This is a genomic window from Neptuniibacter sp. 2_MG-2023, assembly GCF_030547495.1.
Classification (GTDB): Bacteria; Pseudomonadota; Gammaproteobacteria; order Pseudomonadales; family Balneatricaceae; genus Neptuniibacter.
Genome location: NZ_JAUOQC010000001.1, coordinates 362,795 through 384,102, shown reverse-complemented (window position 1 = coordinate 384,102; position 21,308 = coordinate 362,795). Strand labels below are relative to the sequence as shown.

Below are 21,308 nucleotides of genomic sequence, written 5' to 3'. Positions count from 1 at the left end.
ATAAGAGATTAATATGCTGAAAATAGAGAAGACGCTAGTTGAGATAATACCGGAGTGGGTTGATGAAACCTACGCCGATCTCATTGTGTCTGCTCTATCTCAGGATAGTCGTACCGTTAGTCCGGGAACGCTCTTTCTAGCGCGCTCAGGCTTGCAGTATCGGGGTGTGGATTTTGTTATAGGTGCCGTGGCCGCTGGTGCTGTTGCTGTATTGCTTGATGAGAGTGAAAAAGATGATTGCCCATGTGTGAATGTGCCGATTATCTTCATCCCTAATTTAATGACTCAGCTAGGTACTATTGCTGCCCGTTTTTATGATGAACCTAGCAAAAGCATGACTGTGATTGGCATTACCGGGACGAATGGTAAAACCTCCTGTGCGCATTTTTTAGCTCAAGCGATGAATGCCTTGAAGGTTAAAACCGCGATTGTTGGTACGGTTGGGAATGGTTTTCCTAATGACCTAAATAAAGCAACACATACAACGCCGGATGCTATTGGTTTGCAGAAGCTGTTGGCTGAATTAAAAGCATCGGGTGCTGACGCGGTTGTAATGGAGGTATCAAGCCATGCTCTAGAGCAAAGGCGAGTCGATGCCGTTGAATTTGATTATGCAGTTTTTACTAATTTAACCCGTGATCATTTGGATTATCACGGTTCCATGGAATCTTATGGCATGGCTAAAGCTAAGTTATTTAGCAAGGCCTCTTTGAAAAAAGCGATCTTAAATATTGATGACGCGTTTGGACGTCAATTAATGTTAGATTCAGAGATTAAATGCCAGAAAATATCAGTTGGTAGAGTTCATGGTGAATACCGTTTAGCGGCTTACCGGTTAGCTTTACATGGTATTGAAGCGGAAATAAAAACAGATAAAGGTGGTTTTGCTTTTTGTAGCAAAGTGATCGGTGATTTTAATTTAGATAACTTGTTACTAGTGGCTGCGGTGTTAGTTGAACAGGGCTTTAGTTATGAGCAACTAGTCGATGCACTGTCTAAATTAGAATCTGTACCTGGCCGAATGCAAGCAGTCGTTGCTGCTAATAAGCCGCTGGTTATTATTGATTATGCTCATACACCGGATGCTTTAGAAAAAGCGTTGCAAGCGGTTCGAGCGCATACCAGTGGGACTTTATGGTGTGTCTTTGGTTGTGGTGGCGATCGAGACATTGGTAAACGTGAGTTAATGGGCAAAATTGCGGACCGTTTCGCTGATCATCTGGTGGTGACGAGTGATAACCCACGTGGTGAACAGCCTCAGAAAATTATAGAGATGATTGAAAGCGGTATTAGTCAGCATATACCTGATATTAAAGTGGATAGAGCTGAAGCTATTCAGTTAGCCATTATGCAAGCGTCCCCAGAAGATGTTGTTCTGATCGCTGGCAAAGGCCATGAAGATTACCAAGAGATTGCCGGTAAACGTCACCCGTTTAGTGATTTAGTCATGACGCGGAAAATTTTAGGGGTGGCAGCATGATTGGTGAGTGGAATTTAGGTCAGTTACAACAGCAATTTGGTGGTGAAGTTACGGCCGATATTTTGTTTCAGGGTGTTAGTACAGATACGCGTACTATTAAGCAGGGTGATCTTTTTGTTGCATTGGTAGGTCCGAATTTTGATGGGCATGAGTTCGTGGAGCAGGCATTTGCTAAAGGTGCGGTAGCTGCAGTTGTCTCACGACCTCTTGATCAGCCTATTGCCCAGTGGCGGGTTAAAGATACGCATAAAGCGCTAGGAGAGATAGCACTGGCTAATCGGCAGCGTTTCAATGGTTGCGTCTACGCTGTGACAGGGAGTAGTGGCAAGACGACTGTGAAAGAGATGCTACATAGTATTTTGTCCCAAAATGCATCGGTACTGGTGACACAGGGCAACCTTAATAATGATATAGGGGTGCCATTAACATTATTTCGTTTAAATGATGAGCACCAAATAGCTGTGATTGAACAGGGTGCAAGTGCGGGTGGTGAGATAGCTTATACGACGGCTCTATCTTTACCTGATGTAGCCATTTTAAATAATGCTATGGATGCCCATTTAGAAGGTTTTGGTTCTTTATTAGGCGTTGCTGAGGCTAAAGCGGAGATTTTCTCCCAGCTCACGAAAACCCATGGCTACGCCATTATCAATGCCGATGATAAATATGCCCAGTTTTGGCTCGGTGGTACTGAAGGGCAGAAGCGGAAAACATTCTCCGCTGAATCTGATTCTGCTGATATTTATGCATCTGATGTGAAAGCATCTGATACAGGCTGTTTCTCATTTGTGTTGCATCGTGGTGAACAAACGGTGCCGGTCCAGTTAAGTGTTATGGGGCAGCATAATATAGCTAATGCGCTGGCGGCGGCTGCAGCGGTAAGTACGCAAGATATTCCTTTGCAGCAGATTGCGGATGGTTTACATAGTTTTGTTGCGGTTAAAGGGCGCATGTGTCCGATGAAAGGGCCGCAAGGTGCACTCATTATTGATGATACTTATAACGCAAACCCAGGATCAGTGAATGCGGCAGTCGACCTATTGGTTAGTTTGCCGGGTGAATCTATCTTGGTTTTGGGGGATATGGCTGAGTTGGGGGCGGACGCCGTCAAACAGCATGAAAGAGTAGGCTGCCGAGCAGCGCAGAAGGGGGTTGGAAGCCTATGGGCGACCGGCGTGCTGTCTCGGCACTCTGTTTTGGCATTTGATGCCGAATCAAAAGATTGTGGTCAGTATTTTAACACACAACAAGAACTAATCGCTGCGCTGTCGGGCGTAGCACGTCAGGGTATTAATATCCTGATTAAGGGCTCACGTAGCGCAGCAATGGAACGGGTTGTTAACAGCCTGTCTAAAGAGGAATAAGAAGAAATGCTACCACTAATAGCAGAATATCTATCAGAGTATTACAGCGGTTTCGCTGTATTTCAGTATCTGACGTTAAGAGGGATTTTGGGGGTGTTGACCGCTCTGCTGATATCCCTTTTGGTGGGGCCTTTTGTTATTAATAAGTTACGCAGCAATCAGATTGGGCAGGCTATTCGTGATGACGGTCCGCAAAGCCATTTGAGCAAAGCTGGAACCCCGACTATGGGCGGTGCACTGATTCTAGTTGCTATCGCTATTAGTACGTTACTTTGGAGTGATCTTAGTAATATTTATGTATGGATTACACTAAGTGTGACATTGATTTTTGGTGCTGTAGGTTGGGTGGATGACTACCGAAAAGTAGTTGAGAAAAACCCTCGTGGTTTACCTGCAAAATGGAAGTATCTTTGGCAGTCTGTAGGTGGTATAGGTGCTGCAGTGGTTTTATATTCAGTTGCTTCTACGCCGGTAGAGACTTCACTACTTATACCTTTCTTAAAAGATGTGTCGATTGAATTAGGCATTTTCTTCATTGTATTTACCTATTTTGTCATTGTCGGTAGCTCCAATGCGGTCAATTTAACGGATGGCTTAGATGGCCTCGCAATCCTTCCTACCGTTCTGGTTGCGGGCGCATTGGGCGTTTTTGCCTACCTGTCCGGTAATATTAAATTTGCTGATTACTTACTGATCCCGTACATCGAAGGTTCGGGTGAGTTGATTATTTTTTGCGGTGCAATTGTAGGTGCTGGATTAGGTTTCTTATGGTTTAACACTTATCCGGCTCAAGTGTTTATGGGGGATGTGGGGGCATTGTCTTTAGGCGCAGCTTTGGGTGTGATCGCTGTGATTGTTAGACAAGAGTTTATTCTCTTTATTATGGGGGGTGTCTTTGTCGCTGAAACTGTATCGGTCATTCTACAGGTGGCTTCATTCAAGTTAACAGGGCGTCGTATCTTTAGGATGGCACCTTTGCATCATCATTTTGAATTAAAAGGTTGGCCAGAGCCGCGCGTGATTGTGCGTTTTTGGATTATTACAGTTGTATTGGTGTTAATCGGTTTAGCATCGCTGAAAATTCGTTAAGAGTAAGGTTGAGTCATGGGATTAATCGCCAGTGATAATTTTAAAATTGTGATCGGTCTAGGACAGACTGGGCTGGCGTGCGCACGATTTTTGGCGACTAAAGGAATCTCTTTTGCTGTTGTAGATAGCCGAGAGAATCCTCCAGGTGCTGATGAGCTTAAGCAAGAGTTTCCTGATGTAGATCTACGTTGTGGTCCTTTTGACAGTGATTACTTAAAAAGAGCAACTGAGCTTATATTGAGCCCTGGCGTGACTCAGAAAGAGCCCGCAATTCAATCGGCGGTATCGCAAGGAATACAGCTAAGTGGTGATATCGATCTTTTTTGCCGAGAGGTGAAAGCGCCGATTATCGCTATTACTGGCTCGAATGCGAAAAGCACAGTAACTACCTTAGTCGGTGAGATGGCTCAAGCAGCCGGTCTGGATGTAGGTGTGTGTGGCAATATTGGCACCCCTGTATTGGAGATGTTAGGCCAGCCAGAAAAAGATCTTTATGTGCTGGAGCTCTCGAGTTTTCAGTTGGAAACAACCCATGAGTTACGTGCCGAAGTTGCAACAGTTCTTAATGTTACACCAGATCATTTAGATCGTTATGACAACCATATACAAGGCTATTACCAAGCCAAGCATCGAATATTTCGCGGTGCTAAGCATGTCGTTATTAATAGGGATGATGCGTTAACAGCACCGCTCTTATCCAAAAATGTAGTTACACACTCTTATGGCTTAGATAAACCGGATATTAAAGCGTTTGGTTTGCTTGAGGAGCAGGGTGAGCATTGGTTGAGTCTTGGGTTTGAAAAACTATTACCCGTTTCTGAATTGAAAATACGTGGTAGTCATAATATTGCGAATGCATTGGCATCGATGGCTATAGGTCATGCTGCAGGACTGCCTATGGAAGCGATGATTAAGGCGCTGAAATTATTTTCAGGTTTGAAGCATCGTTGCCAATGGGTGTCTGATAAAAACGGCATTAGTTATTTTAATGATTCTAAAGGTACGAATGTCGGTGCAACAGTCGCAGCACTGGTTGGTTTAGGTGAAACATTGTCCGGAAGTCAAAAGCTAGTCCTGATTGCCGGTGGTGTAGGTAAAGGCGCAGACTTTTCTGATTTAGCGTCACCCTTGCAGCGTTTTGGGCGAGGTTTGGTGTACTTAGGTGAAGATGGTAAGCGTTTGGCCACTGCCTGTGGAAACCTTGAAAAAGTAGCGGCAATAAGCATGACTGATGCGGTTGAAAAAGCGGCTGACCTAGCTGAGTCAGGGGATATAGTGTTGCTCTCACCTGCGTGTGCAAGCTTTGATATGTTTAGTGGTTTCCCTGCGCGTGGTGATGCGTTTATTGATGCGGTAGCGGCACTCTGATGTTTAGTGCATTTTGGTCATCATCAAATCTGCCGCCGCAAACGAAATTGGGTGTTTTACCCTTTGATCCGTGGGTGTTGGGTTGCGCTATAGCATTAGTGCTAACTGGATTTGTGATGATCAGTTCTGCCTCCCTAGATGTTGCAATGGAGAATAATGGAACGCCTTATTATTACGTTATTCGTCAGGCTTCCTTTATGTTGATCGCTTTGCTTGGTGCTGTGATTGTGTGGAACTTCCCTATTAGTTTTTGGGAGCGAAGTGGACACTGGTGGATGCTTGCTGCGGGCTTTCTATTAATTTTGGTCTTAATCCCAGGTATAGGTAAAGGGGTTAATGGGAGTCACCGTTGGTTACCTTTAGGGCCTTTAAACTTGCAGGCTTCGGAAGTCGCGAAGTTTTGTATGGTGATGTACATGGGAGGGTATTTGGTTCGTCGCCTCCATGAAGTAAGAAGTAGCTGGAAAGGCATCGCTAAACCAACGCTACCTTTAGGTATTTTTTGTGTGCTGCTCTACTTTGAACCAGATTTTGGTGCACTGGTTGTGTTGATGGGTACCGTCATGGGCATGATCTTTTTAGGAGGGATGCGTTTTTCTCAGTTCCTAGTGGTTATTGTTAGTGTGGTGGGTTTGTTAGGTGCGGTTGTTGGTTTACAGCCCTATCGTGTTGCACGTTTACAAAGCTTTCTTGATCCGTGGCAGGATCCTTTTGGTACAGGCTATCAACTGTCGCAGGCGCAAATTGCTTTTGGTCGTGGCGAGTGGTTTGGAACAGGCTTAGGTAACAGCGTTCAGAAGTTATTTTATCTACCTGAAGCTCATACGGATTTTGTTTTTTCTGTATTAGCTGAAGAGCTTGGTTTTGTCGGTGCCGCTGCGTTGATTGTGCTATATGCGATATTAGTTGTGAATATCTTCCGCATCGGACGGCGTGCAGAGAAGATGAAGGCTTTCTTTAAAGCATACATCTGTTATGGGTTTGGAATTATTTTTGCTGGGCAGGCATTAATTAATATTGGTGTAAATGTTGGTGCCCTACCAACTAAAGGGCTAACACTGCCTTTAGTTAGTTATGGAGGAAGTAGTTTGTTGGTGAGTTGTGCCATGTTGGCTGTGATTTTAAGAGTCGATTACGAATTGAAGAAAAGCCAATTTTCACCATCTGCTGCAGATGGTGATAGCAAACTGAATAAAACAGGAAAAAGTTCTGGGAAGAGAACTCAGTCTAGATCTAAACCGGAGGCGCAAGTATGAATCAAAGTAAAGCGCCTGTTGCGCTAGTTATGGCGGGTGGTACGGGTGGTCATGTTTTTCCTGCGCTATCAACAGCGGAAAAAATGCAGGCTCAAGGGGTTCATGTGGAGTGGTTAGGTTCTCGCCATGGTATAGAAGCTGATTTAGTACCTGCGGCAGGCTTAAAACTGCACTCCATTGAAGTGAGAGGGTTGCGCGGTAAAGGTAAGTTAAGTCTTCTGTTAGCGCCATTTAAATTGCTTATTGCTTTTTGGCAGGCCCTAAAAGTTGTGCGAAAAGTAAAGCCCGATGTTGTGCTTGGTATGGGCGGTTTTGCATCAGGTCCGGGGGGCGCTGCTGCATGGTTGTTAGGTATCCCTCTTATTATTCATGAGCAGAATGCTGTCGCGGGGATGACAAATAAGGCTTTATCTCGATTTTCTAAACAGGTTTTGGAGGCATTTAAAGGGGCTTTTGGTCCATCTTTGAAAACCGAATCGGTGGGTAATCCTGTGAGGGGCGCCATACTTGACATGTTGCCTCCTTCTGAGCGAATGGATAATCGTAGCGGGAAGATCAGATTACTGGTTGTTGGTGGTAGCTTAGGTGCAAAAGCGATCAATGATCTTTTACCTGAAGTGCTATCTGAGATTTCAGAGGAACAGCGACCTGAGGTTTGGCATCAGACGGGTAAACGTAATATTGAAGAGACGTTGGAGCAATACAGAAAATTCAATATCTCTGGTTGTAAAGTCGAGCCGTTTATTGATGCAATGGATGAAGCTTATGCATGGGCTGATGTGGTGTTATGCCGAGCTGGTGCTTTGACTATAAGCGAACTCAGTATTGCGGGTGTTGCATCAATTCTGGTGCCTTTCCCTCATGCTGTGGATGATCATCAGACCAAAAATGCAGCCTTTTTAGCAGATAATGATGCGGCAATTTTGATACAGCAAAGTGATTTGAGTCGAGATGTTTTGAAACGTTTACTTACAGAGCAGTTAAATCAGCGTGATCGATTGATTGAAATGGCGAATAAAGCGCGAGCTCTTGGTAAACCAGAGGCGAGTGAGAAAGTGGCAATGGTTTGTCTTGAGGCGATAAAAAAATGAAAGAGCAAAATGCTTTTACACGATTTGAAATACCTGAAATGCGTCGAATTAGCCGTATACACTTTATCGGTATTGGCGGTGTGGGTATGTGTGGTATTGCTGAGGTGTTACTTAACCAAGGCTATCAAATTTCCGGTTCTGATTTGAAAGCATCTGCCACAACGGATCGTCTTAAAAAATTAGGCATGTCTATTTTTATTGGTCACGGTACAGAAAATGTGGCTGGCGTTGATGTGGTTGTTGTATCGACTGCGGTAAATGAGGAAAACCCAGAAGTTAAAGAGGCCCGAGCGCAACGTATACCTATTGTACGCCGTGCTGAAATGTTAGCTGAATTGATGCGTTATCGCCATGGTATTGCTGTTGCTGGTACGCATGGGAAAACGACTACAACAAGCTTGCTTGCTTCTGTGTTTGCTGAAGGGAAATTGGATCCTACGTTTGTCATTGGCGGGCGTTTAAATAGCGCTGGTACAAACGCAAAAATGGGCACAAGTCGTTATCTAGTGGCAGAAGCTGATGAAAGTGATGCGTCCTTTTTACATCTACAGCCGATGGTGTCTATTGTTACTAATATAGATGCAGACCATATGGAAACTTATGGTAATGATTTCTCTGTATTGAAGAAGACTTTCATCGAATTCCTCCATAATTTACCGTTTTACGGTTTGGCTGTTATGTGTGTGGATGATCCTGTTGTGCGTGATATTTTGCCAGAAATTAGTCGTCCAATAATTACTTATGGCGTGTCAGACGATGCGGACTATCGCGCCGAAAATATTTGCCAAAAGGGAATGTATACCCGTTTTACAGTGAAGCGCCCAGAAGGTTTTGCTGATCTGGATGTGTCGTTAAATATGCCGGGTCATCACAATATGCTAAATGCACTGGCCACTATAGCGGTTGCTACAGATGAAGGTATTTCTGATGAAGCTATTTGTAGTGCTTTAGCAAAATTTGAAGGTGTTGGGCGTCGATTCCAAGTATTGGGTGATGTTGCTGTTAAGGGCGGAAATGCGATGCTGGTGGATGATTATGGGCATCACCCGCGTGAGGTTAGTGCGGTTATAAAAGCGATTCGTGAAGGGTGGCCAGACAAACGATTGGTAATGATTAATCAACCCCATCGCTATAGCCGTACACGTGACCTTTATGAAGACTTTGTTGAAGTGTTATCTGAAGTTGATGTGCTGTTGTTGTTAGAAGTTTATGCAGCAGGGGAAGAACCTATTGCTGGCGCCGACAGTAGAAGTCTATGCCGAAGTATTCGTCAGCGTGGTCGTATAGACCCAGTTTTTATTAGTGATAAAGATTTAGTGGCTGATGTTTTAAAAGGTATTTTGCAGCCTGGTGATCTGCTGCTGACACAAGGGGCTGGCGATATTACGGCGTTAGCACATCAATTAAATCAGTTGTCTTTAGTTGCTGAGGATTGAGATAGATGAGTTTTGTGATCGATTCGCATTTGAGAGAGTCTTTTGGACGTGTTGCGGTTATTTATGGTGGCAACTCATCTGAGCGTGAAGTGTCTCTAAAAAGTGGTGCGGCAGTGCTTGCTGGATTACAGCGTGCGGGTGTGGATGCTTTTGGGATCGATTTATACGGCCCGTCTGCGGACTTGGAACCATTACGTCAGCTGCAAGAGGAAGTATTTGATCGTGCTTTTCTTATTCTTCATGGCCCAGGTGGTGAAGATGGGACGCTTCAGGGTGCTCTAGAGATGCTAGGTAAACCTTATACAGGCAGTGGGGTAGCTGCATCCGCTATAGGTATGGATAAGTTACGAACTAAGCAACTTTGGTTAGGCGCCGATTTACCAACGCCCCCTTTTGCTGTTTGCAGCGGAGAAGAGTCTTTCGAAGATGTAATCGAGCGTTTAGGTGTTCCTATCATTGTAAAGCCAGCACATGAAGGCTCGAGCATAGGCATGAGTAAGGTTGATAGTGTGTCGGGTTTAACTGAGGCACTAAAAACGGCTGCAAAATTTGACCGTACTGTCATTGCTGAGCGGTGGATGAGCGGTGATGAATATACAGTGGCTGTTTTAGATGGTGAAGCGCTATCCCCAATATTATTAGTCACTAATCATGAGTTTTATGATTTTGATGCTAAATACGTAGCTAACGATACAGAGTACCGATTTGATCATGGTTTAAGTATCGAGAAAGAGAAAGAACTGCGTGAACTTGCGGAAAAAGCCTTCGCTGCAGTGGGGTGTGCCGGCTGGGGACGTGTCGATGTAATGCAAGATGAGCATGGTGATTTTCAGCTGCTGGAGGTGAATACGGCGCCAGGAATGACGGATCATAGTTTAGTACCAATGGCAGCTAAACAGCAGGGCATCTCTTTTGAGCAGCTAGTTGTTGAAATTTTAAAGACGGCTCATTGAGATGAAGTTTTTTGACTTTTTTAAGTCTAAAGAGAATGTGCAGAGTGAAGAAGAGCCTGTTTTAGCGCCCCGTGGGGCCAGTCGTGAGGCAGTAGTATCTGATGTTAATAAGGGCTTTAAGAGAGAAGTTGATTTAGAAGGCTGGTGGAAGCCCTTTTGGACGATCTCATCGTTGATTATTTTTATCGGTGTTGTATGGGGTGTTAGTCATAATTTGTGGAAATGGTTAGATCAACCTGTAGAGCAGATTGTTGTCATTGGTACAGCTCAGCATTTAGATAGGAAAGGCTTGGCAGAAGATATTGCTGCAGGGTTAAAACAAGGTTTGCTTAGTACTGATATCGGGGTGATACAAGAGCTTGTTCGTGAATACCCTTGGGTGCGTGTAGCAGCGATTAAACGTGATTGGCCAAACCAGTTGATAGTTGAAATTGAAGAAGAAGTACCTGTTGCGCGTTGGGGTGAACGAGGCTTATTAAATCATCAAGGTGATATTTTTTGGCCGGAGTTGAAAGAAGAGTACCGCTCTCTCCCACGATTAAGTGGACCAGCTCCTGAAACAGAACGAGTGATGGCTCAGTTTCATGATTTTAATCAGATGCTGAGGCAAGTTGGATTGAATGTGGTAAGCCTTAATTTAGAAGCTCGAGGTGCGTGGACATTTGAGCTTGATAATCAAATTAAGGTGATAGTGGGACGTGAAGCAATTAATGAGCGTTTGCGGCGGTTTTTGGATCTTTATCAGCTGAGGTTGTTAGAGCAAGTTGATGAGATAGAAGCAATTGATATTCGTTATACCCATGGTGTAGCGGTTAAGTGGCGAGAAAAACCCGAAGATGAAAATGCAGGGTAATGAAAATGAGTAATTCGATGGATAACAATATGATTGTTGCCTTGGATATCGGCACATCTAAGGTGTTATGCCTAGTAGGTGAGATCGGTGTTGATGGCGCCATCGAAATTATAGGCATAGGTTCTCATGCCTCAAGAGGTCTTAAAAAAGGCGTTGTTGTAAATATAGAGTCGACAGTTAGCTCAATCCAGCGTGCAGTTGAAGAAGCTGAATTGATGGCTGGGTGTAAAATTCATTCAGTGACTGTTGGTATTGCTGGTAGTCATATAAGCAGTTTGAACTCGCACGGTATTGTTGCTGTACGTGATCGAGAAGTAACTGAATATGATCTGGAACGTGTAATCGATGCTGCAAGAGCTGTAGCGATTCCCGCAGACCAGAAGATCTTACATATATTGCCTCAAGAGTATGAGATTGATAGTTCAGAGGGCATCAAAGAACCATTGGGGATGTCAGGTGTTCGTTTAGAAGCCAAAGTTCATTTGGTGACGGGATCCGTGAATGCTGCCCAAAATATTGAGAAATGCGTACGCCGTTGTGGTTTAGAGGTTGATAACTTAGTGCTAGAGCAATTGGCATCAAGTTACTCTGTATTGACCGAAGATGAGAAAGAGCTCGGCGTTTGTATGGTGGATATTGGTGGTGGGACGTCCGATATATCTATTTTTACTGGCGGTTCAATTCGGCATACCACAGTAATACCTATTGCCGGTGATCAGGTTACTAATGATATAGCTATGGCGCTGCGTACGCCGACTCAGCATGCGGAAGAGATTAAGATTAAGTATGCCTGTGCCTTAGCACAACTTGCGACGGGTAGTGAAACAGTCAAAGTTCCCGGTGTTGGAGATCGTTCTGCAAGGGATCTATCAAGGCAGGCACTGGCTGAAGTTGTTGAGCCCCGTTATGAGGAGCTGTTCAGCCTTATTCAGGCGGAGCTGCGTCGTAGTGGCTTTGAGGATCTAGTTGCGGCGGGCATTGTTTTAACGGGCGGCACATCAAAAATGGAAGGGGCTATTGAGTTAGCGGAGGAGATCTTCCATATGCCAGTGCGTTTGGCATCACCTCATGGGGTGCGAGGAATGGCAGATATTCTCAACAGCCCGATTTACGCCACTGGGATAGGGTTGTTGCAATACGCACAGCACGATCATGTCGGCGGTAGTGTAGAGACGATTAATCAAGATGTGGCTGCGGTTCCGCGGATAGGCGTTTTGGAAAAAATGAAAGCTTGGTTTAAAAGTAATTATTAAACCAGCTTAACTCGATTTTAATGTTTTGGCTGCCAACAATAATTGGTGGCGAATTAGGTGATAGTGCTTGGCTTGAGCACTCAAGGAGCTAACAATGTTTGAACTGTTAGATAGCGTTCCACAAAATGCAGTAATCAAAGTGATTGGTGTTGGTGGCGGTGGCGGCAATGCTGTCAAGCACATGGAAAGTGGTGATTTGGAAGGGGTTGAATTCGTATGTGCGAATACAGATGCGCAAGCGCTTTCATCAATGTCTTCTCAAACGGTTATTCAGTTAGGTAATACGCTGACGAAAGGCTTAGGGGCTGGGGCTAATCCTGAAGTAGGTCGTCAAGCGGCGATGGAGGACCGGGATCGTATCGGCGAGATGCTGAAAGGCGCGGATATGGTTTTTATTACAGCAGGAATGGGCGGTGGTACAGGTACAGGTGCGGCTCCTATTGTAGCTGAAGTTGCTAAAGATATGGGCATTTTGACGGTCGCTGTTGTAACTAAGCCGTTTCCGTTTGAAGGCCGTAAGCGTATGGCTATAGCTGCTGATGGCATTAAAGAGCTGCGTGAGAGTGTCGACTCGTTAATCATTATCCCTAATGAAAAACTGATGCAGGTTCTTGGGCGTAATTGCAGTTTGTTAAATGCATTTGAATCAGCCAACGATGTACTTAGAGGCGCGGTACAGGGCATATCTGACCTTATTACTCGTCCAGGCATGATCAATGTGGATTTTGCCGATGTGCGTACGGTTATGTCCGAAATGGGCATGGCGATGATGGGAACCGGTCATGCTAGAGGTGAAAATCGTGCTGCAGAAGCTGCAGAAAAAGCGATTAAAAGTCCTCTGCTGGATAATGTTGATCTTCGTGGTGCGAGCGGCATTTTAGTAAATATCACTGCTGGCATGGATCTGAGCTTAGGTGAGTTTACTGAGGTAGGTAATCAGATTGAAGAGTATGCCTCTGAGAATGCGACTATAGTCATTGGTACGGTTATTGAACCAGAGATGTCTGATGAGTTGAAAGTAACGGTAGTTGCTACCGGCTTAGATAAACCGCAAGAAACTGTACGTCCTGTGCAAGATAATATGAAAAAAGTGGACGGAAGTTTGAACTTAGAGCAGATTGACTTGCCTACTATTCTTCGTAGAAGAAAGAATGAAGCGCTTGATGGTCCAGCAGAGTTTACCGAAGACGTATTGAAGCAAACAGGTACTGAAGGCGATGCTGGTTATTTAGATATTCCTACATTCTTAAGGAAGCAGGCAGACTAAATTGCATAAGCGTAGAGTGGTAAAGGATTCACCTTTCTAAAAGGTGATTTTTTTGTTAATATTGCGCGGTAGTATGGCCCTTTTTATTTTTGGCAGATGGCATGATTAAGCAGAGAACGTTAAAAAACAGTATTAAAGCAACAGGTATCGGTTTACATACAGGTCAGAAAGTTTATCTGACACTTAAGCCGGCGCCCGTGAATACCGGTATAGTATTCCGTCGTGTTGATCTCGATCCAGTGGTTGAGATTTTAGCGCACGCACACAACGTTGCTGACACAACGCTGTCTACAAACTTAGCCAAAGATGGTGCACGTATTGCGACCGTTGAGCATCTGCTTTCTGCAATGGCTGGTTTAGGTATTGATAATGCGTATGTGGAGTTGAGTGCCGAAGAAGTGCCTATTATGGACGGTAGTGCTGCTCCATTTGTATTTCTTATTCAATCGGCAGGCCTTGAAGAGCAGAATGCGGCGAAAGAGTTTATCCGCATCACTAAAGAGGTCACTGTTGAATCGGACGGTAAGTCAGCTACATTTAAACCGTTTGATGGCTTCAAAGTCGGTTTTAAAATTGAGTTTGATCATCCTGCATTTGAAGGGCGTAAGATGGAGTCATCATTGGACTTCTCTAGTACCTCTTTTGTGAAAGAGGTGAGCCGTGCGCGTACTTTTGGTTTTATGAGTGATTATGAATACCTTCGTTCACAAAACCTTGCTCTGGGCGGTAGTTTTGATAACGCTATAGTTGTTGATGATTACCGTATTCTTAATGAAGATGGTCTTCGTTATGACGATGAGTTTGTTAAACACAAAGTACTTGATGCCGTTGGGGATTTATACTTGTTAGGAAAAAGCCTAATTGGCGAATTCTACGGTGATAAATCAGGCCACTATTTAAATAATCGGTTATTGCGTGAGCTGTTAGCTAATGAAGAGGCGTGGGAAATTGTCACTTTCGAAAATAATGAAGAAAGTGCTCCTATCTCCTATCAGAAGCCTGTTTTAGCTGTTTAAACTTCGAATTTTTGTGAAAACCGAACTCTATGTTCGGTTTTTTTTTGCATTTTTATGTAAGGTTTTTATTTATTCGCCCTTTTAGATTCAATTTCTGCCCCAAATAAAGGTAGAATGCTGAGTTAATTTTTTCCTCCTCGAAGAGTTGAGGATCGTTTTAGACTTCATAGGTATAAGTCAAGATATGCTGACAGGATTGTTAAAGAAAGTTTTTGGTAGTAAGAATGATCGTGAACTAAAACGCATGGGTAAAATCGTTAAGGCGATTAATGCATTAGAAGTCGATCTTGAAAAACTAACAGATGAAGAACTGGCAGCAAAAACTGTTGAGTTTCGTCAGCGTCTTGATGAAGGTTCTGACCTTGATCAGTTGTTGCCAGAAGCGTTTGCTGTTGTTCGTGAAGCGTCCAAGCGTGTTATGGGTATGCGCCACTTCGATGTTCAGTTAATCGGTGGTATGGCTCTACACGATGGTAAAGTAGCAGAGATGCGCACGGGGGAAGGTAAAACACTAGTGGCAACTTTAGCTGTATATTTGAACGCATTAAGCGGTTTAGGTGTGCATGTTGTTACGGTGAACGACTATCTTGCGAGCCGTGATGCTGAATGGATGCGTCCATTATATGAAGCATTAGGTTTGACAGTCGGTGTTGCGCTTTCTGGACAGGATCCAGCTACAAAGCGTGCTGCTTATGCGGCTGATATTACCTATGGAACCAATAACGAATTCGGTTTTGATTACCTTCGCGACAATATGGCATTTAGTCTTGATGAGAAGGTGCAGCGAGACTTTAACTTTGCGGTTGTGGATGAGGTCGACTCGATTCTTATCGATGAGGCGCGTACACCTTTGATTATCTCCGGTCCTGCCGAAGATAGTTCACAGATGTATGTCACGATTAATCAATTAATTCCACAGCTTAAAAAGTTTGATGGTGAGATTGATCCGCAGGATGAGTCGCAAGATATTAGTGAGCACTTTGCGGTTGATGAGAAAAATCGTACCGTTGAATTAACAGAGGCCGGTCATGCTGCTGTTGAAGAGTTGCTAACAGAAAAAGGCCTGCTTAATGAAGGGGAAAGTCTTTATGCCCCTCATAATCTAAACTTGCTGCATCATGTTTTGGCGGGTTTACGCGCTCATTACTTGTTCCAGAAAGATGTGGATTATATTGTTCAAAATAATGAAGTTGTCATTGTTGATGAACATACCGGCCGTATTATGCAAGGTCGTCGTTGGTCTGAAGGCTTGCATCAGGCGGTAGAAGCTAAAGAGGGCGTGTCTGTACAAAATGAGAGTCAGACATTCGCATCTACAACATTTCAGAACTACTTCCGTTTATATACAAAACTGTCAGGTATGACAGGTACAGCTGATACCGAAGCGTTTGAGCTTCGTCAGATTTATGGCTTAGATGTTGTCGTAATTCCTACTAATAAGCCGATTGCGCGTAAAGATGAAAACGATCTTATCTACATGAGTGTAGAAGAGAAGTATGAAGCGATCGTTAAAGAGATTCGTGCCTGTCAGGAAGCTTTACGCCCTGTTCTAGTCGGCACAGCTTCGGTGGAATCTTCTGAATTAATCTCGACACTTTTGAAGAAAGAGAAGATTGTTCATAATGTATTGAACGCTAAAAATCATGGTGGTGAAGCATCCATTATTGCTCAAGCAGGCCGTCCTGGAGCCGTAACAATTGCAACCAATATGGCGGGTCGTGGTACTGACATCGTTTTAGGCGGTAAGTTAGAGGCTGAGTTAGCTGAACTTGATAACCCAACGGATGAGCAGATTGCAGAAGTGACTGCAGCTTGGGAAAAGCGTCATCAACAAGTTCTTGATAATGGCGGCTTACATATCATTGGTACAGAGCGTCATGAATCACGTCGTATCGATAATCAGCTGCGTGGTCGTGCAGGTCGTCAGGGTGACCCTGGTTCTTCACGTTTCTTCCTTTCGTTGGAAGATGATCTTATGCGTATCTTTGCTTCAGATCGTGTTCGCCAGCTCATGCAGGCGCTAGGTATGGAGCGTGGGGAGGCGATTGAACATAAGATGGTGAGTAACGCTATCGAAAAAGCACAACGGAAAGTTGAGGGGCGTAACTTTGATATTCGTAAATCGCTTCTTGAATATGATGATGTTGCTAATGATCAGCGTACAGTTATTTATGATCAGCGTAATGAAATTATGGCAACGGATGATATATCTGAAACCATTGATGCTGTTCGTGAAGAGGTTGTTGCGAACAAGTTTAGTGAATTTGTTCCTCCTCAAAGTTTGGAAGAACAGTGGGATATTGCTGGTCTTGAGCGCTCGCTTGAAGCTGATTTCTCAGTAAAACTGCCGGTTCAGGAATGGCTTGATCAAGACGATAGCTTACATGAAGAAACGCTTTATCAAAAAGTTCAGGACGAGATCTTAGCGGTTTATAAACAGAAAGAGCAGCAGGTGGGTGAATCCACTATGCGTAACTTTGAAAAGCAGGTAATGCTGCAAGTTCTTGATACGCTGTGGAAAGAGCATCTGCAAACTATGGATCACCTACGACAAGGTATTCACTTACGTGGTTATGCTCAAAAGAATCCTAAGCAAGAATATAAGCGCGAATCTTTCCATCTATTTCAGGAGCTATTGGATAATATTAAACGTGATGTTATTCGTATTATCTGTCATGTACAGGTACAGCAGCCTGAAGAGATTGAAGCGATGGAGCAGCTGCGCCGTGAGCAAGCAGAAAGTCAGCAGATGGATTTCACCCATGATCAAAGTTCAGCAATGTCTGATGATAGTGATGCTGAAGCAGTAGATGAGCAAGGTGAAACCTTTGTTAGAGAGGGACGAAAAGTAGGTCGAAATGAGCCTTGTCCTTGTGGCTCAGGTAAAAAATATAAGCAGTGTCACGGTAAACTATCTACATAATTTAGATGCAGTTTTAATACAGTTAAGAGAGCAGCCTGTTGGCTGCTTTCTGCGCTAAGGAGATTACTAAAATGGCTGTTGGTCCAGCAACTTTCCCAAGTACAATGCACTCTGTTAAAGGTTTTGAACTCGGCACTGCCTCTGCAGGTATTAAAACACCGGGCCGTAAAGATGTTGTGCTAATGCATATTTGTGAGGATGCCAGTGTAGTCGGTGTTTTTACCAAAAATGCTTTTTGTGCAGCGCCTGTTTCCATCTGTAAAGAACATCTAAGCAAAGCCGCGGCTCGCTATCTTATAGTCAACACAGGTAATGCGAATGCCGGAACAGGACAGGAAGGTTGGCAAGATGCTGTTGCTACTTGTTCTGCGGTAGCTGAACTCTGTGATGTAGATGTGGCTGCAGTACTGCCATTTTCTACAGGTGTTATTGGTGAAAAGCTGCCGGTCGAGAAACTTATTTCTGCTTTGCCTAAAGCAAAAGCCGTTTTATCAGAAAGTGGCTGGTTAGATGCGGCGGAAGGTATTTTAACGACAGATACGCGCCTTAAAGGTGCTTCGCTACAATACACGTATCAAGGTCAGACGGTTACTTTAACTGGAATATCTAAAGGCTCGGGCATGATTAAGCCCAATATGGCAACTATGTTAGGTTATGTAGCTACTGATGCGGATGTTGAACCTGAATTGCTGCAAAAATTATTGATAGAAGCGACGGACTGTTCATTTAATCGTATTACCGTCGATGGTGATACGTCGACCAATGACTCTTGCATGCTTGTGGCAACAGGGAAATCTAGCGTTGTTGTCTCTGAGAGCGACCAAGAGGGTCTTTTGGCGTTCAGACGGGCTTTGGCTTGCGTAATGCAAGAACTCGCTCATGCGATTATTAGAGACGGTGAGGGGGCGACTAAGTTTGTAACGGTTAAGGTCGAGTCGGCAGCGACTCAAGATGAAGCGCTACGTACAGCCTTTGATATTGCTCATTCGCCACTGGTTAAAACAGCGCTTTTTGCATCCGATCCCAATTGGGGCAGGATTTTGGCTGTTGTAGGTCGTGCGGGTATTGATAATTTAGATTTGAATGCATTGCAGATCTTTCTGGGCGACGTCTGTATTGTCAGTGAGGGAGGGCGCGATGCGGGCTATACCGAAGAGGCTGGCCAAGCTGTGATGGATGCTGAGGAGATACTGATTAGAGTTGTACTTAATCGCGGTGATGTCACTGAAACGGTATGGACAACAGATCTTTCTCACGATTATGTCAGTATTAATGCGGATTACCGCAGCTAAGTTGTTCTTTTGTGTCTTGCTATTGGTTACTAAACGGGCGTTGTAAATAGATGAAGCGTAAATTGATTCATGTTGCTGCGGCAGCTATTAAAAACTCAGCAGGAGAAATTTTAATAGCAAGACGCTCGGAAGATCAGCATCAGGGAGGCTTGTGGGAGTTTCCCGGCGGTAAAGTGGAGCAGGGTGAAAGTGCGCTGGCGGCGTTATCACGAGAGCTGCATGAAGAGCTAGGTATTGAGGTAAAAGAGGCTAGACCGCTGATAAAAGTACCCTATCATTACACTGATAAATCGGTTTTACTGGATGTGTTTGAAGTAAGCGCGTTCGATGGCGAGGCTTGGGGGAAGGAGGGGCAACCTATACGTTGGGTTGCTAAAGGTGAGCTTGATAGTTTTGCCTTTCCAGCAGCAAATGCACCTATTCTTAATGCATGCCTTTTACCTAAATGTATCGCGATAACACCTGATTTATCTGATGTCGATGCATTGGTTGACTTTGTTGAGCAGGCTTTATCTAACGGCGCTGAAGGGGTTATGTTGAGAGCTCATCATCTGCCTGTGGATGATTTTGAAGGCGCGTATAAGCGTATTAAAGGAATGCTTGAGGGAACAGCTATTCCGCTTATTGTGAACAGTTCACTTGAAGTTGCTGAAACGTTGAAAGCGGATGCGTTACATCTCAGCTCATCACGTCTTTTAGATCTTAATAAGCGTAGCCAATTTTCCGGTCGCTGGCTAAGTGCGTCATGTCATAGTTTAGAGCAGATTGAGATGGCGGTTACAAAAGATTTGGATTTTGTTAGCTTATCACCTGTATTAAAAACGCGCTCACATCCTCATGCGATCCCATTAGGTTGGGAGCTGTTTCAGCAGATGGTTGATAGTTGCTCTATTCCGGTTTATGCCTTAGGAGGAGTAAGTCATCGTTTGCTTGAGCAGGCGGTTAACTGCGGTGCTCAAGGTGTTGCGGGGATTAGTGCATGGTCTCAGGATCTTGAGGAATAGGACCGTCTCGGTCTACATGTTCTTCATTTTCACCACTGCTATAGTCACTGGCGGATTTTGCTTCAGGAATTTGATACTCCTCATTTGCCCAGGCACCTAGGTCAATTAATTTGCAGCGTTCACTGCAAAAAGGTCTAAATGGGTTATCACTGCTCCATACCTTTTTTTTCTGGCAAGTTGGGCATTTTACTTGGGGCTTAGTCACTATAAGGGGCCTGTTTAGCAAGGGTAAGTAGTTTGGAATGTAAAGCGGCAACTTCTTTTTTAAGGGTTGCTAAGTCTGCGCTATTATCAATGATCGTATCAGCTTTTACTATCTTTTGGTCTCTAGGCATCTGTGTTTGGATGATAGATTTTACTTGTTCTGCATTGTTCTTGTCGCGAGAGATTGTTCGCTCGATCTGTATTGCCTCAGGCACATCAACAACCACGATATGATCGGTGAGTTGATGCTGATCTGTTTCAAGTAGCAGGGGAGAGGCGAGTACAGCATAGCTAGATTGTGTGTTGTCCAGTTGTTGAATAATGCGTGCCCGGATCACTGGGTGAAGTAGTTGCTCTAACCATTTTCGCTCTTTTGGATCGCTGAAAATTTTTACTCTCAGTTCTGCACGGTTTAGCTCGCCGGAATTTGTCAGTATTTGCGAGCCAAAGTGCTGAGCGATCTTCTGAAGCGCTTCTTCTCCCGGTGCTACTACTTCTCGCGCGACTATATCGGCATCAATAACGTTAATTCCGAACTGCTCTAATTGGCGAGTAACGGCGCTTTTGCCTGAGCCTATCCCGCCTGTGATCCCAACAATAAACATCTATAAGCCAGCAAATTGAAGGTAGAGACCGGTAATATTATCACCCCAGATTAAAGCAACCCAACCGGCAATGGCGAGATAAGGCCCAAACGGCATAGGGGCCTGCTGCTCATGTTTTTTCGCTGCGATCATAGCGATGCCTAATATAGCACCAACCAAAGAACTCAATAGAATAATAAGGGGTAACTGTGCCCATCCGGCCCAAGCTCCGAGCGCGGCTAGTAATTTAAAATCACCATATCCCATTCCCTCTTTGCCTGTTAGTAGTTTAAAAGCCCAATACACAGTCCATAAACTTAAATAGCCAGCGATAGCACCGTATACAGCACTTTCCAGTGAGGTAAATAAACCAAAGCTATTTACGAATAAGCCTAACCACAGTAAAGGTAGTGTAATGCGGTCAGGTAAAAGTTGATGGTCTATATCGATAAAGATAAGACAGATCAAGCACCAGGTTAACAGGGTGAGGCTGAAACTAACCTCGTTTAGGCCATAGATATAAACAATAGCAGCACCGCTTATAGCGGTTAATAATTCAATAAATGGGTAGCGAAAAGGGATATGTAGACCGCATGAAGCGCATTTTGCTTTTAGGTACAGGTAGCTAATAACCGGTATATTTTCATACCATCTGATTTTGTGCCCGCATTGTGGGCAAGTGGAGGCTGGTGCGGAAAGGTTAAATGTTTCTTTTTGTTCCGTATTTTCAGCTTCATGTTCAGATAGCCACTCCCGTTCCATCATAATAGGGATACGGTGAATAACCACATTTAAAAAACTGCCAACGCAGAGGGACAAAATAAAAGCGCAGGCTATAGCCCACGCTGGATCGATATTAAAGATCATTAGTAATC

General features: G+C 44.2%; 18 protein-coding genes. 15 read left to right on the top strand and 3 right to left on the bottom strand.

What is annotated here, in order from left to right:
- Positions 1 to 13 precede the first annotated feature (13 nt).
- From Q4486_RS01735 to Q4486_RS01665, 15 genes are all read left to right on the top strand, one after another.
- A complete protein-coding gene (locus tag Q4486_RS01735) occupies positions 14 to 1,480 on the top strand; it encodes a UDP-N-acetylmuramoyl-L-alanyl-D-glutamate--2,6-diaminopimelate ligase (RefSeq protein WP_303517880.1) in 1,467 nt (488 codons plus the stop codon).
- Positions 1,477 to 2,844, top strand: a complete 1,368-nt coding sequence (gene murF / locus Q4486_RS01730; RefSeq protein ID WP_303517877.1) for a UDP-N-acetylmuramoyl-tripeptide--D-alanyl-D-alanine ligase — start codon at positions 1,477 to 1,479, stop codon at positions 2,842 to 2,844. Before Q4486_RS01735 ends, murF begins: the two co-directional genes overlap by 4 nt.
- Positions 2,845 to 2,850: 6 nt before the next feature.
- Positions 2,851 to 3,933 (top strand): phospho-N-acetylmuramoyl-pentapeptide-transferase, encoded by a 1,083-nt coding sequence (gene mraY / locus Q4486_RS01725; protein WP_303415945.1) that lies wholly within the window; start codon positions 2,851 to 2,853, stop codon positions 3,931 to 3,933.
- 15 nt (positions 3,934 to 3,948) lie between these two features.
- Complete coding sequence (gene murD / locus Q4486_RS01720) at positions 3,949 to 5,301, top strand: UDP-N-acetylmuramoyl-L-alanine--D-glutamate ligase (RefSeq protein WP_303517874.1); 1,353 nt, start codon at positions 3,949 to 3,951, stop codon at positions 5,299 to 5,301.
- Positions 5,301 to 6,557 (top strand): putative lipid II flippase FtsW, encoded by a 1,257-nt coding sequence (gene ftsW, locus Q4486_RS01715; RefSeq protein ID WP_303517871.1) that lies wholly within the window; start codon positions 5,301 to 5,303, stop codon positions 6,555 to 6,557. The genes murD and ftsW overlap by 1 nt, the downstream gene beginning before the upstream one ends.
- Positions 6,554 to 7,648, top strand: a complete 1,095-nt coding sequence (gene murG, locus Q4486_RS01710) for an undecaprenyldiphospho-muramoylpentapeptide beta-N-acetylglucosaminyltransferase (RefSeq protein ID WP_303517870.1) — start codon at positions 6,554 to 6,556, stop codon at positions 7,646 to 7,648. Before ftsW ends, murG begins: the two co-directional genes overlap by 4 nt.
- Positions 7,645 to 9,084 carry a UDP-N-acetylmuramate--L-alanine ligase gene (murC, locus tag Q4486_RS01705; protein WP_303415951.1) on the top strand — a complete coding sequence of 480 codons (1,440 nt, stop codon included), beginning with the start codon at positions 7,645 to 7,647 and terminating at the stop codon, positions 9,082 to 9,084. Before murG ends, murC begins: the two co-directional genes overlap by 4 nt.
- A gap of 5 nt (positions 9,085 to 9,089) precedes the next feature.
- Entirely contained in the window at positions 9,090 to 10,037 is a 948-nt protein-coding gene (locus Q4486_RS01700; RefSeq protein ID WP_303415952.1) for a D-alanine--D-alanine ligase, read from the top strand.
- A gap of 1 nt (position 10,038) precedes the next feature.
- A complete protein-coding gene (locus tag Q4486_RS01695; RefSeq protein WP_303415953.1) occupies positions 10,039 to 10,890 on the top strand; it encodes a cell division protein FtsQ/DivIB in 852 nt (283 codons plus the stop codon).
- Between the two features lie 5 nt (positions 10,891 to 10,895).
- The gene (ftsA, locus tag Q4486_RS01690) at positions 10,896 to 12,143 is read left to right on the top strand and encodes a cell division protein FtsA (RefSeq protein WP_303517868.1); all 1,248 of its coding nucleotides are present in this window, start codon (positions 10,896 to 10,898) and stop codon (positions 12,141 to 12,143) included.
- A 94-nt stretch (positions 12,144 to 12,237) separates the two neighbouring features.
- Entirely contained in the window at positions 12,238 to 13,410 is a 1,173-nt protein-coding gene (ftsZ, locus tag Q4486_RS01685) for a cell division protein FtsZ (protein ID WP_303415955.1), read from the top strand.
- 101 nt (positions 13,411 to 13,511) lie between these two features.
- Entirely contained in the window at positions 13,512 to 14,426 is a 915-nt protein-coding gene (lpxC, locus tag Q4486_RS01680; RefSeq protein ID WP_067862461.1) for a UDP-3-O-acyl-N-acetylglucosamine deacetylase, read from the top strand.
- A gap of 184 nt (positions 14,427 to 14,610) precedes the next feature.
- The gene (gene secA, locus Q4486_RS01675; protein ID WP_303517866.1) at positions 14,611 to 17,349 is read left to right on the top strand and encodes a preprotein translocase subunit SecA; all 2,739 of its coding nucleotides are present in this window, start codon (positions 14,611 to 14,613) and stop codon (positions 17,347 to 17,349) included.
- A gap of 71 nt (positions 17,350 to 17,420) precedes the next feature.
- Positions 17,421 to 18,641, top strand: a complete 1,221-nt coding sequence (gene argJ / locus Q4486_RS01670; protein ID WP_303517864.1) for a bifunctional glutamate N-acetyltransferase/amino-acid acetyltransferase ArgJ — start codon at positions 17,421 to 17,423, stop codon at positions 18,639 to 18,641.
- Between the two features lie 50 nt (positions 18,642 to 18,691).
- Entirely contained in the window at positions 18,692 to 19,645 is a 954-nt protein-coding gene (locus tag Q4486_RS01665; protein ID WP_303517861.1) for a Nudix family hydrolase, read from the top strand.
- Here the strand turns inward: Q4486_RS01665 and yacG are convergent.
- Genes yacG through Q4486_RS01650 form a run of 3 tightly spaced genes read right to left on the bottom strand, consistent with a single transcriptional unit; the run spans position 19,614 to position 21,300 of the window.
- A complete protein-coding gene (gene yacG / locus Q4486_RS01660) occupies positions 19,614 to 19,850 on the bottom strand; it encodes a DNA gyrase inhibitor YacG (protein WP_303415960.1) in 237 nt (78 codons plus the stop codon). The genes Q4486_RS01665 and yacG overlap by 32 nt on opposite strands.
- A complete protein-coding gene (gene coaE, locus Q4486_RS01655; RefSeq protein ID WP_303415961.1) occupies positions 19,843 to 20,454 on the bottom strand; it encodes a dephospho-CoA kinase in 612 nt (203 codons plus the stop codon). Before coaE ends, yacG begins: the two co-directional genes overlap by 8 nt.
- The gene (locus Q4486_RS01650; RefSeq protein ID WP_303415962.1) at positions 20,455 to 21,300 is read right to left on the bottom strand and encodes an A24 family peptidase; all 846 of its coding nucleotides are present in this window, start codon (positions 21,298 to 21,300) and stop codon (positions 20,455 to 20,457) included. It lies immediately after the preceding gene.
- Between the last annotated feature and the right edge of the window lie 8 nt (positions 21,301 to 21,308).